This window comes from Cryobacterium sp. PAMC25264 (genome assembly GCF_019443325.1).
GTDB lineage: Bacteria > Actinomycetota > Actinomycetes > Actinomycetales > Microbacteriaceae > Cryobacterium.
In genome coordinates, this window is sequence record NZ_CP080383.1 from 3,951,943 (window position 1) to 3,967,495 (window position 15,553).

Consider the following 15,553-nt stretch of genomic DNA (forward strand, 5'->3'; position numbering starts at 1 on the left):
TCGAAGGCTCACGGACCCGTGATGGGAGGAGGCTGCGAGGTGGGTTCAGCTGGGCGGCCAGCACGTGTATTACGGGCGTCTAACGATGCGTGGGGCACCCCTAGGGGTGTGCTGGGCGGCGCATCCGCTCGGATATGATTACTCGTCAGGAAAGGCGGAAACCGTGCCGAATGGTACATCGACAGGCCTCCTGCGTGGGCGATACCGGCTGCTGGAGTTGATCGGCCAGGGCGGTATGGGTGCCGTCTACAAGGCCACCGACGAGTTCCTGGGCCGCAACGTGGCGATCAAGATCTTCCTGGCCAACGCCACGGCTCCGGCCGATGTGCGCCGCCAGGAGGACGAGGTCAACATCCTCGCCTCGCTCAGCCATCACAGCCTCGTCACCCTGCTCGACGCGGCCGTCGACCGCAGCGACCCCATCCGGCCGCGCATCTACCTCGTCATGGAACTCGTCGAGGGCGCTGATCTGCAACGCAGACTCGACCACGGTCCGCTTCCCGTGCGGCAGATCGCCCAGCTGGCCTACGACCTCGCCGAGGGCCTCGAATACATCCACTCCCGCGGGGTGGTGCACCGCGACATCAAGCCAGCCAATGTGCTGCTCGTGGACTACAACGGCGACAACTCCCGCACCCGAGCCAAGCTCACCGACTTCGGCATCGCACTGCTCGCTGAGTCGGAGCGGTTCACCGCGGAGGGTTCCGCCACGGGCAGCGCCCACTACATGAGCCCGGAGCAGGCCAAGGGCGACCCGGTCGGCCCGGCCAGCGACGTCTACGCCCTGGGCCTCGTGCTGCTGGAGTGCTTCACCGGTGTGGTCGCGTTCCCCGGTGCCGCCGTGCCCTCCGCACTGGCCCGGTTGATGAACGACCCGGAGATCCCCGCCACCGTGCCCGCCGCCTGGGCCGGGCTGATCGGAGCCATGACGGCCCGCGACCCGCGCGACCGCCCGCTGGTGCACGACCTGGTGCTGGCCCTGCGCCAGCTGATCATCGGTGCCTCGGGTCGCCACCGCGCCGGTGCCCCCGTGCAGCTGGCGGCCACCCGGCCCATAGTCCGCCCCGGCGCCCCCGAATCCTCCGACGAGGAGGGGCGGATGACGGCGGTGCGGCGGTACGATCTGCTGGACACTCCACCGGACGGTGCCTTCGATCGCATCACCGCCCTGGCGGCCCGGATCTTCCAGGTGCCGATCGCGCTCGTGAGCGTGGTGGATTACGACCGGATCTGGTTCAAGTCCCGGCACGGCCTCACCGTGGAACAGATCGACCGCGACGCGGGCCTCTGCGCCTCGGCCATTCTGCAGGCCGCACCGTGGGTGGTCACCGACGCCCGGAGCGACGCACGAGCTCTGGCGAACCCGCTGGTGGCCGGGGAGATGGGCCTGCAGTTCTACGCCGGTGTGCCGTTGACCTCCAGGGACGGCCACAACCTCGGCGCACTCTGCCTGATCGACGTCGTGCCGCGCGAGTTCTCACCAGCCGAGCAGGCCACCCTCGTGGATCTCGCGGCGATGGTGATGAGCGAACTCGAGTTGCGGCTGGACAGCCGCCAGGCCCTCCTCGACGGCCACTCGCTGCTGGGCTGACCGCTCCGACGGCTGGCCGCGACGCACCGTCACCCGGGCGGCGGGAACGGCTATGCCGGTCGGGACGGAAAACTGTGGCCGGAAAGACGCCGTGCTCTTCCGGCGCACGGCGCCGAGCGGTTGAATGGAAACACCACCGGAAGTCGGAGCGACCGCCTTCTGCGTGCGGGAGGTCATCATGGCTGCTGACACGGGTATGAACGACAGCGCTGCCGAGCGAGAGCCACGGGCGCAGGCGGCAACCGGGGACGCGGCCGATGTGCACGCCGAGGCCGCCGCGCAACCGGCCCAGGAGCCCGGTCCCCGCGCGGGCATCGTGGTTGGGCACGACGGCTCGGCCGATGCCGATCGTTCCCTGGCGGTGGCCCTCGACCTCGCCGCCGGGCTCGCAGCGCCCGTGACCATCGTGCGGGCCTGGTCCATTGACACCGCACCCCGGCCGGCCAACTGGGAGTTCGGTTACGTCTCGTCGTACTCCGACTATGCGGACGCGGTGCGGAGCCGGCTCACGGCGGATACCCGGGCGGCGGTTGCGGCGCATCCGGGCCTCGACGTGGAGTACCGGGTGGCGTTGGGCGCGCCGGCCAAAACTCTCATCGAGGTGTCCAGGGGGTCGCGGATGCTCGTGGTGGGCTCGCGGGGGCGCGGCGGGCTGGCCGGGATGCTGCTGGGCTCGGTGAGCGAGCAGTGCGTACGACACGCGGAGTGCCCGGTGCTCGTGGTGCGCCCGCGGGCGTGACGTCCGAGCGGCCGTCAGCCCATCTGCAGGCGGTTGCCCACGGCAAACCAGGCCAACGCGCCGAAAACGGGGGCGAAGACCACGGCAAGCACCCAGCGTGAGCGGGCCGGTTCGCTCAGGTGCACGGCCTGGGCCACCTGCACGAGGGCGGCCGCGACGAGCACGATCGCGCCCAGCGCCGCCAGAACCAGGAGGGTGAGGCCGATCAGTGCCCCGAGCTGGGCCCCGTCGACCCCGGCGCCGTCGAGCACGTTCTCCCGCTCGGTGAGTGCCCCCGCGATTTCGATAAACGTCTTGGTCACTGTCATTCGTCGGTTTCCCCTCGATCCCGGCAGATGGTGCCCGGCGTCATCGCGGGGCGGTCGTGCGGTGTTGCATGCGTGCGGTGTTGGATGCTGTCGGCCGGGAGAACAGGTTCCCCCCGGAATATTCGCCCGGCCTCCCGAAAGCATACCAAACGGTATGATTCAATGTCGGACGATGACGATATCGGTCCTGGCGTCTCCCCCCGGATGCCCGTCCCGACGCGAGGAGCATCATGACCAGGCAGGCCCGCGCCGTGGAAACCCGTGCGGTCATCATCCGTGCCGCCGCCGACGTCTTCGGTGTGCACGGCTACGGTGGCGCCTCCATGGCCGACATCTGTGAGGCCGCCGGCCTGACCAAGGGCGCGCTGTACTTCCACTTCGACTCCAAAGAGGCGCTGGCCTGGGGGGTCATCGACGCCCAACACGAGAAGGCGCTCGCGCTGGGCGCCGACCTGTTGCACAGCGACAAGCCCGGGCTGCATGTCTTGATGCGCCTGACCTTCGAACTGGGCAAGCTGGTGCGCGAGGACGCGGTCTCGCGTGCCGGCATCCGGCTGACCATGGAGTCGAGCAGTCTGTCGACGCCGGTCGTGACGCCCTACGAGGACTGGATGGCCGCCTGCGAGCTGCTGCTGCGCCGGGCGATTCTCGACGGTGACGTGCGTGCCGACCTCGACGTGGTCGCCGCCGCGCACTTCATCAGCCCGGCGTTCACCGGGGTTCAGGTGGTCTCCGGGGTGCTCACCGGGCGCGCCGACCTCATGCAGCGACTGGTGGAGATGTGGTCGTTCCTGCTGCCGAGCCTGGTCGTGCCCGAGCGCTGGGAGCAGTTGCGCCCCCTGGCCCAGGAAATGGCGGATGTCTGGGGCGGGTGAGGTTTCGGCGGATCAGCCGCTGAAGGCCTGGGCGCAGGACTGGTCCTCGGCAGTGCGGCCGGTGAGCCCGTTCAGCACCTCGGGTGCGGCCTCCACGACCGGTGCGTCGGATTGCACGGGAGTCTCGGTCGCTGTCGTCGGCTCCTCGGTGGGCTCCGGCTCATCGGTGGCGAGGGCGAACGGTTCGTCGGCCAGGATCTTGGCGAACATGGTGTCGGCGAGGTCCTGCAGCGGAACTACCTTGTTCGGGAAGTCCGGGTCCTCGGTGGTGCCCGGGTACTGCACGAACACCAGGCGAGACAGGTCGATGTCCTTGAGCGCCAGGGCCATCGACACCATGGTGTCGGTGTGGGCCAGGTTTGTGGACAGCTTGATGTTGGTGGCCGCCGCGGTGGCGAGCGAGAACAGCTTGGGCAGATCGGTGAAGGTGCCGTCGCCCTGCACGGTACGCATCAGGGAGGCCAGGTAGATCTGCTGCGATGAGATGCGCGACAGGTCGCTGCCGTCGCCCACGCCGTGGCGGCTGCGGAGGAAGGCCAGGGCGGTCGAGCCCGAGACGACGCTCGTGCCGGCGGGCAGGGTGAGGTTGGCGAGCGGGTCGTCGATGGCTTCGGAGAGGCAGATCGGCACGCCGCCGACGGCGTCGCTCATGCGCACGACCCCGTCGAATGAGGCCACGCCCGCGAAGGGGATCTCCAGCCCGGTGAGGTTTTCGATCGTGCTCACGACGCAGGGCAGTCCGCCGCGGGACATGGCCTCGTTGACGGGGCGGGCCGACATCGAGCTGTATTCCTCGCCCGTGTTCATGTCGGTGCAGCTGGGGTGCGCCACGATGAGGTCGCGCGGGATACTCACGACGACGGCGTTGGTGTGGTCGGCCGAGACGTGCACCAGGATGTTGACGTCGTTGAGGGTGGAGTCACGTTCGCCGTAGGCGCCGCCCTGCTCCGAGTCGTTGTCGACCCCGACGATGAGGATGTTGAAGCCGGTCTCGTAGCTGCCGATCGAGGGAGCCGCGTCGGGCACATCCGCGCCGTTGAGGTCGATGGAGTTCGCGGTGACGGTGCTGCTGAACTGCCAGAAGGCCAGCCCGGCCACCGTCACGCCGCTGACCAGGACCACGGCCAGGCTCAAGGCCACGAACGCCAGCGCGGTGCGTACCGGCCGAGCGGGTTTCAACCGGCCGTGCCGCGCGATCCCGGTGTGCTGCTGCCGTGGTCTGGCCATGGTCGGCCCCCTCTTTTCCCCGAACCCGGAGGCTAGCATCCCCTCTCTGGGGAAATGCCCGGTGGGAGCGCTGAAGTTGGCCTTGAGTGCTAGGGGATGGATGCCGGCAGTGGCGGGGTGACCCGGAACCGGGAGCCCGGATGCTCGCCGGCCAAGTGCGGGTCGTCGGTGCCGGTGAGTTGCTCGCGCAGGGTGCCTGTGCCCGGCGCCGCGGGCATCCGGCCCCGGCGGCGGAGCTCCGGCACGACGAGGGCCGCGAAGTCCTCGAGGTCGGCGGGGTCGAAGATCGGCTCAAGGAGGAAGCCGTCGAGATCGGTGTCGTCCATCAGCTGCTCGAGTTGGTCGGCGACCTCGGTGGGGCTGCCGATTACCTGGAAACCGCGGGTGCCGCGGCCGCGGAGTGCATCGAGGATCTCCCGCACGGTGGGCGCCGGACGCCCGTCGGCGCCGAGGAACCTGTCGATGTTGCTCTGGCCCATCTGGCCGGCCGGCCCCGCGCCATCCTGCAGCTGGCTGAGCGGCAGGGCCGGGTCGAGGGAGAGCAGGTCGATGCCCGTGTTGCCGGCGTAGAGCACGGCCACGACCTCGTCGGTCTGCAGCTCGTCGAACTCCCGCCGGAGTGCCACGGCCGCCTCGTGGGTGGCGGCCACGGTGACCGTGACGCCCACCATCACCCGGATGCCCTGCGGGTCGCGGTTGTTCTCGGCCGCCCGGGCTCGGATGTCGGCGACATTCGCCCTGGTCTGCAGGGCCGTGGTGCCCTGCACGAACACGCACTCGGCGTTACGCGCGGCGTAAGCCCGGCCGCGGGCCGAGGTGCCGGCCTGGAAGAGCACCGGGGTGCGCTGCGGAGAGGGGTCGACAGTGAAGTAGCCGGACGAGCGGAAGTGCGTGCCCTCGTAGCTGATGCGGTGCAGCTTGGTCGGGTCGGCGAAGACGCCGGCCGCCTTGTCGCCGATCAGGGCGTCGTCTTCCCAGCAGCCCTCCCACAGCGTGAGCGCCAGGTCGACGTACTCGTCGGCCTGGTCGTAGCGGGCGTCGTGCCCGGTCATCTCGCTGTGCCCGAAGAGCTCCGCGACGGTGTTTTGCGATGCGCCGGTGACGATGTTCCAGCCGATGCGCCCGCCGGTGAGGTGGTCGAGGGTGGCGAAGCGGCGGGCCGTCTGCACGGGGTGGTCGAGGCCAGTCGAGGAGGTGACGACGAAGCCGAGCCGTTCGGTGAGGTGGGCGAGGGTGGGGATGATCAGTGCCGGGTCGAGGGCCGGGAAGTTGATGCCGCCGCGCACCGCGAGGTCGGGCAGGTCGCCATCGATGGACGGGAAGCCGTACCCGTCGGCGAAGAACAGGAAGTCGAACCCGGCCCGGTCGAGCACCTGCGCGATGTGAATCCAGTGCTCCAGTTCGTGGAAGCGCAGCGAGTCGCTGCGCGGGTGCGGCCAGCTTAGGGTGCCGCCGACCTGCGGCCCGGCGACCTCGAAGACGCCCAGGTGCATCTGCTTCATGGTGGGATCCCGTCTCGTCCGGGCCCGTGTGACCCGCTGCACCGATTGAACCAAATGGTTCACAGTGCTGTCCAGCCACGAAACAGACTCTTAACATAGGCCGGGGAGCAGCCGCTGCGGCTCGCTGTGGGGGTGCGTGTGCCGGCTGCCGGCGAGGCTCAGCGCAGGCTGGTCTGTGGGTGCTGCTCAGTGCGCTGCAGCGACACGGATGCGGGCGAGCAGGGCGAGCGTGCCGGCCTGCGCGGCGTGGTTGACCGCGGTTCCGTCGCCCCCGCCGATGAGGGTGGCCTGCAGCCCGCGCCAGAGGGCGACGGTCTCGTGGGAGAACGACAGTGCCTCGTCGGCGGGCACGCCCTCCGCCGCTATTGCAGCGGCGACGTGGTCGACCCACTCGGTGCCGATGGTGCCGAGTAGGTCCGCGTAACGGTCGCGTTCGAACCCGGCCAGGCCGAAGACCTGGAAGAAGAGCCGGTGGAAGGGCAGGTTCGCCGGGTCGGCGATGGTGGCCCAGGCGGCGGGGAGGCGGTCGCCGAGCGGCGTGGCCGGGTCGTCGAGCCGTACCAGGATCTGCTGCATGCCGGGAAAACGGGCCTCGGCCGCGGTGAGCGCGGCGACGATGATCTCCTCCCGGCTACCGAAGTAGTAGAGCAGCATCCGGTTGTTCGAGCTCACGGCGTCCGCCAGGCGGCGCAGCGTGAGGTCGGCGATGCCGTTCTCAAGCACGTAATCGACCACGCGGTCCAGAAGTCGCTCACGGCGGTCGGCGCCCCCGCTGCCGGGTGCCGCGCCGCCCGTGGTGCCGGCGGAGCTGGGGTGCTCGGGGGTGCGCGTGGTGCCGGACGCGCTCGCGCGCCCGGTGCTGCTCGCGCGCCCGGTGCTGCTCTCGGTGCCGGGCGGACTCACTGTCATGCCTGTGACGCTAGGCCCTTCGCGGCCGGCGTGCCAACCGGCGCCCCGGGCCGCCCGCATCCGCCCCGCCGGGAGAACTGGTGCCGCAACGGACAAATGCACCCGGCGTACCGGGTGCATTTGTCCGGATGGGGACCAGCTGGGGAGGGTTAGTCCTCGTCGGTGACGACGCTCAGCACCACGTTGATGTTGCCGCGGGTGGCGCGCGAGTACGGGCACACGGCGTGTGCCGCCTCCATGGCGGCCTGGGCGGTGACCGGGTCGGCGCCCGGGATCTGCGCCTCGATGGTGACCTCGAAGTCGAGGCCGGCGGCCATGCTGCCGACCAGGTTCACCGTGAGGGTCACTGCTGACTCAGAGACGTCGATCTTGCTCTGGCGCGCGGTGGCCTTGAGGGCGTTGTGGAAGCAGGCGGCCCATCCGCTGGCGAAGAGCTGCTCGGGGTTGGTGCCCGGCCCGCCGTCGCCGCCCATGTCCTTGGGGATCGACAGGTCGAGGTCGAGCTTGTTGTCGCTGGTGACGACCTTGCCGGTACGTCCGCCCCAGGAGGTGGCGGATGCGGTGTAGATGGCGGTGGTCATGATTGTCTTCTTTCGGGTTGATCGGAGGACACTGGAGTCAGTGCTCGAATCGAGCACCTCTCCAAAGTGCTTCGTATTCGAAACAACTATACGCCCGCCAGCCGAAGGACCGACCATGGGAACTCCCGAACCCTCCATCTCCGCCGATGAGATGCGTGCCTGGGCGGCCCTCTTCGAGACCTCGAACATCGTGCAGTACGCGGCGGACCGGAATCTGCGCGACTCGGTGGGGTTGACGTTGGCGCAGTTCGAGATCCTGCTGCGCATCGGCGAGGTCGGCTCGGATGGCCGGCGCATGACGGATGTCGCCGACGCCCTCACGGTCTCCCGCAGCGGCCTCACCTATCAGGTGGGCCAGCTCGAGAAGAAGGGGCTGGTGCGGCGCGAACCGGCCCCCGACGATGAGCGGTCGGTGATCGCCCAGATCACGCCGGCCGGACTGGACCTGTTGCGGGCGGGCATCCCCGGCTATGTCACCCTGGTGCGCGAAATGCTCTTCGACCGACTCAGCCATGCCGACCTGATGACCGTCACCGAGATCCTCGACGATGTGCGCAAACAGCTCAAGGAGCAGCCCAAACGCTCCACATTCCGCCGGGCCTCGCGCAAGACCGCCTCGGCCGTCGGCGGCGCGTCCGGGGCGGATGCCCTCGGCTGAGCCGGGCCCGAACCGCCCGGCGCGACGGCGGCACTTGCATCCCTTGCCGTGACGGGCACACTGGGGGAATGAGCATGCCAACACAACCCGAGGGCGGCGCCGGCGGCGAGGTGCGCACGGTGGAACTGGTCGAGGACGAACGGCGCTACGTGTTGCTGCTCGACGGTGAACGGGCGGGCTCCACGACGTATGTGGACCACGGCGCCCAGAGGGTCTTCGTGCACACCGAGATCGACATGAATCAGTCGGGCAAGGGCCTGGGTTCGACGTTGGTCGCCGGGGCGCTCGCGGACGTGCGCGCCCGCCAGCTGCGGGCGGTGGCGATCTGCCCGTTCACGGCCGCATACCTGCGCGGCCACCGCGAGTACGACGACATCGTCGACCCGGTCACTCCGCGGCTGAAGGCCGACCTGCGCGAGGCGCACCTGCTCTGAGCGGCCACCTGCGTGGGCCGGAGGGCGGGGGTACTGTGTGCAGCGACAACCGGACCCGACTCAAGGAGATGCATCATGGCTGGTGGAGTAGCGCGCCGCGATCGATTCGACCTGCCCGACTCGGTGCGACGCTTTTCGAGGGCGACTGGGACGCCGCCGCGATGCGTGTGGAGGAATATCGGGAGGGCAGCACCCTTGTGGTGAAGGCCGAGATGCCGGGCATCGACCCGGAGAAGGACGTGGACATCACGGTGTCCGACGGAGTGCTGCACATCCAGGCCGAGCGCCAGGAGACTGCCGAGCACAAGGAGAAGGGCGGCTACCGTACTGAATTCCGGTACGGCTCGTTTGCCCGCGATGTGCCGCTGCCCAGCGGGACCAAGGACTCGGATGTCTCGGCGAGCTACCGCGACGGAGTGCTCGAGGTGCGGGTGCCCGTGGACGAGCAGCCCGCCACCAAGGCGAAGGTCCCGGTCACCCGCGGCTGACCGGCCGGGAGAGTGTTGGCGCCCGCTCAGACGGTGGCCGGGAGGATCTCGGCGAGCAGCTTCTCGATGCGCGCCTTGATGTCGTCACGGATCGGGCGGACCGCCTCGATGCCCTGGCCGGCCGGATCGGCCAGTTCCCAGTCCTCGTACCGCTTGCCGGGGAAGATCGGGCAGGCGTCGCCGCAGCCCATCGTGATCACGACGTCAGAGTCTTTGACGGCCTCGACCGTGAGGATCGTCGGCACGTTGTCGGCGATGTCGATGCCGTCCTCGGCCATGGCCGCGATGGCGACGGGGTTGATCTGCTCCTTGGGCTCGGAGCCCGCGGAGAGCACCTCGACCTGCCCGTTGGAGAGCGCGGCCAGGTAGCCCGCGGCCATCTGGGAGCGGCCGGCGTTGTGCACGCAGACGAACAGGACCGTGGGCTTGGCGGCGGGCGTCGTGTCGGTGGCAGGCATGGGTGCTTCCTTCGAATGGGGATTGATCGATAACTGTCAATATAGGCGATGCGCGACCCAACCGGAATCGGCGCCGGGCGCCCACCGGCACTTCCGGAGTATTCGTCACCGATCCGTCACCCGTCGTTCAGTTCCGTTTCACCCCGGGGTGGCCTGGGCTAAATCGATGCACATCGATATACTGGTGGGGCCGGACTCGTCGACACCGTGTCGCGCCACACCGGCGGACTCTGAGGCACTCATGACGACCATTCAGATCTTCGAACCTGGCCTCTGCTGCGGCACCGGTATCTGTGGGGTCGACGTAGACCAGCAGCTCGTGACTGTATCCGCCGACATCGACTGGGCCGCATCCCTCGGCGGCGTCGTGCGCCGGTTCAACCTGGCTCAGGAGCCCCTCGCCTTCGCGGAGAATGACACCGTGCGCCGTTTCCTGCACGCCGTGGGACAGGACGGGCTCCCCGTGACGCTCGTGGACGGAGACACGGTGCTCACCGGCCGCTATCCGTCCCGCGCCGAGCTGGCCACGTGGGCCGGGCTGGGCGCCCCGGCAGCCGAGGACCGGCCGTCGTTGCTCGCGGCCTCTGCGGTCGCGGGCGCCGCGGCGCCGGATGCCTCAGCCGCCAGCTGTTGCGGCGGTGCCGCCGGAAGCTGCTGCTGATGACCCTCGGCAGCGGCACTCGTGCCGGTGCCGGCGCCCGCGCAGACCCGGCCTTCCTGGCCCGTGCCCCGCGGTTCCTCTTCTTCACCGGGAAGGGTGGCGTGGGCAAGACCTCCATCGCCTGCGCGAGTGCGATCCGTCTGGCCGAAGGCGGCGCATCCGTGCTGCTTGTGAGCACCGACCCGGCCTCGAACGTGGGCCAGGTGCTCGGAGTGGACATCGGCAACACGGTCACGACGATCGACGCCGTTCCCGGACTCTCTGCCCTGGAGATCGACCCCGAGCAGGCCGTTCAGCAGTACCGGGAACGGATCGTCGGGCCCGTGCGCGGGCTCTTGCCTGCCGCGGAGATCGCCTCGATCGAGGAGCAGCTCTCCGGCGCCTGCACCACCGAGATCGCCTCGTTCAACGAGTTCACCGACCTGCTCACGGATGCCGCCTGGACCGCCGCGTATGACCACATAGTCTTCGACACCGCTCCGACCGGGCATACCATCCGGCTGCTGCAGCTTCCCGGCGACTGGACGGAATTCCTCACCGCCGGCACGGGCGACCCCTCCTGCCTCGGACCGCTGTCGGGCCTGGAGAAACAGCGCGCCGTCTACGCGCAGGCTGTGGCGGCGCTGGGAGATCCCGAGCGCACCCGGCTGGTGCTCGTGACCCGCGCCCAGCAATCCACCTTGGCAGAGGCCGAACGCACCCACGCCGAACTGGGCGCCATCGGCATGTCCCGGCAATACCTCGTGGTGAACGGGATGCTGCCGGACGCCGAGGGAGGGCTCGAAGAGGACGACCCGCTCGCCGTGGCCATCCGTCGTCGCGAGCGCCGGGCGCTCGAGGCCCGTGGCCCGGCTCTGGCGGGGCTGACCACCGACTACCTGCCACTGCTGGCCGTCAACATGGTGGGTCTGCCTGCCTTGCGCGGCCTGTTGCCGGCCGCGGGGTCATCCGCAGCCGACCTGGTCGGCCCGGAGCTCCACGGCCCGGGCGCAGCGGGGAACGGCGCCGACACCGCCGCCTTGGAGTTGGGCGGCACGGACCTCTGCTCGCTCGTGGACGCGATCGCCGCAGACGGTCACGGTCTGGTCATGCTGATGGGGAAGGGCGGGGTGGGTAAGACCACCCTCGCCGCCGCCGTCGCGGTCGCACTCGCCGAACGCGGATTTCCCGTGCACCTCAGCACGACAGACCCCGCCGCACACCTGGTGGAGACCGTTGCGGGTGCTCTGGATACCCTCCAGGTCTCCCGGATCGACCCGTCCGTGGAGGTCGAGCGGTACACCGAGCACGTGCTGCGCACCAAGGGTGCCCACCTCGACGAGCAGGGCCTGGCCATGCTGCGGGAGGACCTGCGCTCACCGTGCACCGAGGAGATCGCCGTCTTCCAGGCCTTCTCCCGGGTGACCCGTGAGGCCAAGCACCGGTTCGTGGTGCTGGACACCGCCCCGACCGGACACACGCTGCTGCTGCTGGATGCGACGGGGTCGTACCATCGCGAGATCGAACGCCAGATGGGCGCCAGCCTGCACTTCGTCACTCCGATGATGAAGCTGCAGGACCCGGCGCAGACCAAGGTGATTTTGGTGACCCTCGCCGAGACCACCCCGGTGCTCGAGGCGGCGGGGCTGCAGGATGACCTGCGCCGCGCCGGTATCGAACCCTGGGCCTGGATCGTGAACAGCTCGATAGCGGCCGCGGCTCCGGCATCCGCCCTGCTGCGACGACGGGCGGTCAACGAGCTCACCGAGATCGACGCGGTGCGCACCAGGTACGCCGCCCGCACGGCCGTCGTGCCGCTTCTGGCTATCGAGCCGGTCGGTATCCCGGCGCTCGCGGCGCTGGCTGACCCGCCAGCGCGGGCGCAGGCCGGGCTGGGCCGAACAGGCGTGGCCGCAACCACAGCGCCACGTAGACCAAGGCGATGAGCGCCGGTACCTCGATGAGCGGGCCGACGATGCCGGCCAGGGCCTGGCCGCTGGTTGCGCCGAAGGTGCCGATGGCCACGGCGATGGCCAGCTCGAAGTTGTTGCCCGCCGCCGTGAAGGCCAGCGTGGCGGTGCGGGCATAGGGCAGGCCCACCAGGAGGCCGGTGAGCATCCCCACCCCGAACATCAACGCGAAGTACACGAGCAGCGGCAGGGCGATGCGCAGCACGTCGAGGGGCTGGTCGATGACCTGGCGGCCCTGCAGGGCGAAGAGCAGCACGATCGTGAACAGCAGGCCGTAGAGGGCGAACGGACCGACCCTGGGCAGGAAGCGGCCCTCGTACCAGGCTCGGCCGCGGGTGGCTTCGCCGATACGACGCGAGAGGTAGCCGGCCACGAGCGGGATGCCGAGGAAGACCAGGACGCTGCCGGTGATCGCCCCGACCGAGAACTCAGCGCTCGTGGTGGCCAGGCCGAGCCACGCGGGCAGCACCTGCAGGTAGAACCAGCCAAGGGCGGCGAACGCGAGCACCTGGAAGACCGAGTTGACCGCCACCAGGAACGCGGCCGCCTCCCGGTCACCGCAGGCGAGGTCGTTCCAGATCAGCACCATGGCGATGCAGCGGGCCAGGCCCACGATGATCAGACCGGTGCGGTATTCGGGCAGGTCCGGCAGGAACGCCCAGGCCAGGGCGAACATCAGCGCCGGACCGACCAGCCAGTTGAGCACGAGGGAGGAGACCAGCAGGCGACGGTCGCCGGCGACGGCGCGCGCATCCGAATAGCGCACCTTGGCCAGCACCGGGTACATCATCACCAGCAGGCCGACGGCGATCGGAACGCTCACGGAGCCGATGGAGAACGCGTGCAGTAGGTCGCCCACGCCGGGAGCGACGACGGCGAGCAGCAGCCCGACACCCATCGCGAGGAGGATTCAGACCGGCAACAGCCGGTCGGTGCTGCCGAGCCGCGCGGGGGCGGATGCAGGCTGGTCGTCGGTGGTCATGGAGCCCCATCAGAATGCGCCGAGAAATAGATGAACGTCGATATTGAGTGTGTCGATCACATCGATCGGTGTCAATTCACGTGGCAGACTGGAGCCATGGCGAACGTCAAACTTCTGCAGGACCCCGCGAGCGCGGCCATCGACGCCGGCGCGGAGTGCTGTGCGCCGCCGGTGCGCGAGGCGCTCGCCGCCGAGGGCGCGGAGAAACTGGCAAAGACCCTCAAGGCCATCGCGGATCCGGCCCGGCTGCGACTGATCTCGATGGTGGCCTCGCACGACGACGCCGAGGCGTGCGTGTGTGATCTCACCGAGCCGCTCGGCCTGAGTCAGCCCACAGTGTCGCACCACCTCAAGGTGCTGGTGGATGCGGGAATCCTGTCGCGAGACAAGCGCGGCACCTGGGCGTACTACCGCCTGGTGCCCGGGGCGCTTGATGCCCTGGCGCACTCTGTCGTCACGGTCTGAGGCCTTCCAGAGTGCCGTGAACATGCGCCTCTAGGGTGGACCCATCGTTGCCGACGGATCCGCCTGCCCGCGTAGCTCACCCGCCCCGAAGGGTGAGGCGCCCCCGACGGCGCGCCCGGATGCGTGCATATGCATGGATGCACACGGTTTACCCAGAAAAGTGACGTAACGTCACTTTCCTGTACCCGGAGCCGATGGCGTCACCGTGGTGCTGGATCCGCCCTTCGGCGGGGTCGTGATCGATCCTGCCCCTGCCCCGCTTTGCCGGGTGGTGCGCCGTGCCGTGACCCCGCCGGCGACTGAACCCTGAAGGTTGTGTGGATCCGCGTCCTGATCCCGCTCCGACAGAAAGCTTCGCCATGTCTGCAGTTCTCGCGCCCACTCGCGCCCGCTTCTCCCTCGGGGAGGCTCATGCGTAGGCGCACCGGATTCATCGCCCCGCCCGCCCGCCGCACCGCATCCGCCGGCCGTGGGGTGACCGCCGTGACGGCTATGACCGTCGTCGCCCTGCTCACGACCATGGGCGCCCTGCCCGCTCAGGCCGCGTACGTCGACGCCGATGGTGTTCCGGCGCGCTCCGTGGGGTCGGCCGCTGCCAGCACACGACTCGCGGCCGAGCAGAGTCTCACGGTCACCGCCGAGGCGCCCATCGCCGTCGAGGTCGACACCTACTCGGCCGAGGTGCCGCCGCCGCCCGTGGTGACCGCCCCCGCGGCCGCGGCCGCTCCCACCCCTGTGGCGGTGCCCGCTCCCGTCTCCGCCGGTGTGGTCTGGCCGTTCGCCGGAGTCACTCGCATCTCCGACGGCTACGGCCCACGGACAGCGCCGTGTAGCGGATGCTCGACCTTCCACGACGGTCTCGACATGAACCCCGGCGAGGGAACCCCGATCGGCTCCATCGCCGACGGCGTCGTGAGCTCGGTCACCTCCTTCGACGACGGTGGCCTGGGCGTACACGTCTCCGTCGACCACGTCGCGGACGGCCAGAACGTCACGAGCACCTACGGGCACATGCAGTCCGGGTCCGTCGCCGTAAGCGAGGGGCAGTCCGTTTCGGCGGGCCAGAAGTTGGGCAACGTGGGCAGCACTGGTCAGAGCACCGGTCCGCACATGCACCTGGAGTTGCACCTCGACGGTGTCACCGCGATCGACCCCTATGGCTGGCTGGTTCAGCACGCGGGGCCGATGTAGCCGTCCGGCGCAGCCCGCCCGCCGCCTCAGGCGGTGGGCGGCGGAACCTCGAAGTACAGGTGGGCGTGCAGGCGGCATCCGTCGTTGAAGGCCGCCGCGCAGCTCGGGCAACCCGAGACCGACCGGTACTCGTCGATCGCGAGCGTGTGCCCGCAGGCGCCGCAGAGGATCGCCCGCTCCGCCCACTGCTCGGGCGCCCACCGCTCGAGCGGATGCGTTTCGGCGTCGGCATGGCACTGGAAGCAGGGGTAGAAGCGTCCGCAGCAGCGGAACTCGATCGCCACGATGTCGGTGGGCCCGTTGTAGTGCACGCACCGGGTGGCGTCGTCGACCACGGCGCCGTACACGCGCGGCCGATCGACGCGCAGGTCCCCGGCCCGCTCGGGGTGCCGTTCCCCGGGACGCTCGGCGTGCTGCATGGGTTCTCCTCCGGGGGCCTGGACCCCCCACGTGACTGTTGCCGGTGCGGACAAGTGCACCCGGAGTACCGGGCCCAGATGTCCGCACCGGCAACAGTAGTCGAGCCGGATGCGCA

At 69.6% G+C, this 15,553-nt stretch carries 17 protein-coding genes and 1 pseudogene; 10 read left to right on the forward strand and 8 right to left on the reverse strand.

The genetic code is table 11. The features are described from left to right. Positions 1–163 precede the first annotated feature (163 nt). A complete protein-coding gene (locus KY500_RS18560; RefSeq protein WP_255579576.1) occupies positions 164–1,591 on the forward strand; it encodes a protein kinase in 1,428 nt (475 codons plus the stop codon). A 178-nt stretch (positions 1,592–1,769) separates the two neighbouring features. Continuing rightward, positions 1,770–2,330, forward strand: coding sequence for a universal stress protein (locus KY500_RS18565; RefSeq protein ID WP_255579578.1), 561 nt, complete (start codon positions 1,770–1,772; stop codon positions 2,328–2,330). 14 nt (positions 2,331–2,344) lie between these two features. Here KY500_RS18565 and KY500_RS18570 read toward each other — a convergent pair whose 3' ends face one another. After that, positions 2,345–2,632, reverse strand: coding sequence for a PLDc N-terminal domain-containing protein (locus KY500_RS18570; protein ID WP_219901762.1), 288 nt, complete (start codon positions 2,630–2,632; stop codon positions 2,345–2,347). 236 nt (positions 2,633–2,868) lie between these two features. Between KY500_RS18570 and KY500_RS18575 the strand changes: the two genes are divergently transcribed. After that, positions 2,869–3,513, forward strand: a complete 645-nt coding sequence (locus KY500_RS18575; protein ID WP_219901763.1) for a ScbR family autoregulator-binding transcription factor — start codon at positions 2,869–2,871, stop codon at positions 3,511–3,513. A 12-nt stretch (positions 3,514–3,525) separates the two neighbouring features. On the opposite strand, the gene KY500_RS18580 is transcribed toward KY500_RS18575, so the two are convergent. The 4 genes from KY500_RS18580 to KY500_RS18595 all read right to left on the reverse strand — a co-directional run bounded on the left by KY500_RS18580 (position 3,526) and on the right by KY500_RS18595 (position 7,732). Continuing rightward, entirely contained in the window at positions 3,526–4,740 is a 1,215-nt protein-coding gene (locus KY500_RS18580) for an LCP family protein (RefSeq protein WP_219901764.1), read from the reverse strand. Between the two features lie 89 nt (positions 4,741–4,829). Then, on the reverse strand, positions 4,830–6,242 hold the full coding sequence (locus KY500_RS18585; RefSeq protein ID WP_219901765.1) for an NtaA/DmoA family FMN-dependent monooxygenase: 1,413 nt from the start codon (positions 6,240–6,242) through the stop codon (positions 4,830–4,832). Positions 6,243–6,428: 186 nt separating this feature from the next. Then, on the reverse strand, positions 6,429–7,151 hold the full coding sequence (locus KY500_RS18590) for a TetR/AcrR family transcriptional regulator (RefSeq protein WP_219901766.1): 723 nt from the start codon (positions 7,149–7,151) through the stop codon (positions 6,429–6,431). Between the two features lie 149 nt (positions 7,152–7,300). Next, the gene (locus tag KY500_RS18595; protein ID WP_219901767.1) at positions 7,301–7,732 is read right to left on the reverse strand and encodes an organic hydroperoxide resistance protein; all 432 of its coding nucleotides are present in this window, start codon (positions 7,730–7,732) and stop codon (positions 7,301–7,303) included. 115 nt (positions 7,733–7,847) lie between these two features. Between KY500_RS18595 and KY500_RS18600 the strand changes: the two genes are divergently transcribed. From KY500_RS18600 to KY500_RS18610, 3 genes are all read left to right on the forward strand, one after another. Continuing rightward, a complete protein-coding gene (locus KY500_RS18600; RefSeq protein WP_219901768.1) occupies positions 7,848–8,390 on the forward strand; it encodes a MarR family winged helix-turn-helix transcriptional regulator in 543 nt (180 codons plus the stop codon). A gap of 68 nt (positions 8,391–8,458) precedes the next feature. Further along, positions 8,459–8,824 carry a GNAT family N-acetyltransferase gene (locus tag KY500_RS18605; RefSeq protein WP_219901769.1) on the forward strand — a complete coding sequence of 122 codons (366 nt, stop codon included), beginning with the start codon at positions 8,459–8,461 and terminating at the stop codon, positions 8,822–8,824. A gap of 161 nt (positions 8,825–8,985) precedes the next feature. Further along, the gene (locus KY500_RS18610) at positions 8,986–9,312 is read left to right on the forward strand and encodes an Hsp20/alpha crystallin family protein (RefSeq protein WP_255579579.1); all 327 of its coding nucleotides are present in this window, start codon (positions 8,986–8,988) and stop codon (positions 9,310–9,312) included. Between the two features lie 26 nt (positions 9,313–9,338). On the opposite strand, the gene KY500_RS18615 is transcribed toward KY500_RS18610, so the two are convergent. After that, complete coding sequence (locus tag KY500_RS18615) at positions 9,339–9,770, reverse strand: arsenate reductase ArsC (RefSeq protein ID WP_219901771.1); 432 nt, start codon at positions 9,768–9,770, stop codon at positions 9,339–9,341. A gap of 241 nt (positions 9,771–10,011) precedes the next feature. Here KY500_RS18615 and arsD point away from each other — a divergent pair, with 241 nt between their 5' ends. Beyond that, positions 10,012–10,431 (forward strand): arsenite efflux transporter metallochaperone ArsD, encoded by a 420-nt coding sequence (arsD, locus tag KY500_RS18620; protein ID WP_219901772.1) that lies wholly within the window; start codon positions 10,012–10,014, stop codon positions 10,429–10,431. Next, positions 10,431–12,356, forward strand: a complete 1,926-nt coding sequence (gene arsA, locus KY500_RS18625; protein WP_219901773.1) for an arsenical pump-driving ATPase — start codon at positions 10,431–10,433, stop codon at positions 12,354–12,356. Before arsD ends, arsA begins: the two co-directional genes overlap by 1 nt. Here the strand turns inward: arsA and arsB are convergent. Beyond that, positions 12,289–13,278 (reverse strand): annotated as a pseudogene (gene arsB / locus KY500_RS19595) (ACR3 family arsenite efflux transporter); the annotation flags it as partial. The gene arsA and the pseudogene arsB sit on opposite strands and share 68 nt — an antisense overlap. A gap of 180 nt (positions 13,279–13,458) precedes the next feature. On the opposite strand from arsB, the gene KY500_RS18630 reads away from it, so the two are divergent. Both KY500_RS18630 and KY500_RS18635 read left to right on the forward strand, forming a co-directional pair. Beyond that, on the forward strand, positions 13,459–13,827 hold the full coding sequence (locus tag KY500_RS18630; protein WP_219901774.1) for a metalloregulator ArsR/SmtB family transcription factor: 369 nt from the start codon (positions 13,459–13,461) through the stop codon (positions 13,825–13,827). A 411-nt stretch (positions 13,828–14,238) separates the two neighbouring features. Further along, positions 14,239–15,018, forward strand: coding sequence for a M23 family metallopeptidase (locus tag KY500_RS18635; protein ID WP_219901775.1), 780 nt, complete (start codon positions 14,239–14,241; stop codon positions 15,016–15,018). A gap of 26 nt (positions 15,019–15,044) precedes the next feature. Here the strand turns inward: KY500_RS18635 and KY500_RS18640 are convergent, their stop codons facing one another. Continuing rightward, complete coding sequence (locus KY500_RS18640) at positions 15,045–15,437, reverse strand: CHY zinc finger protein (RefSeq protein WP_219901776.1); 393 nt, start codon at positions 15,435–15,437, stop codon at positions 15,045–15,047. Between the last annotated feature and the right edge of the window lie 116 nt (positions 15,438–15,553).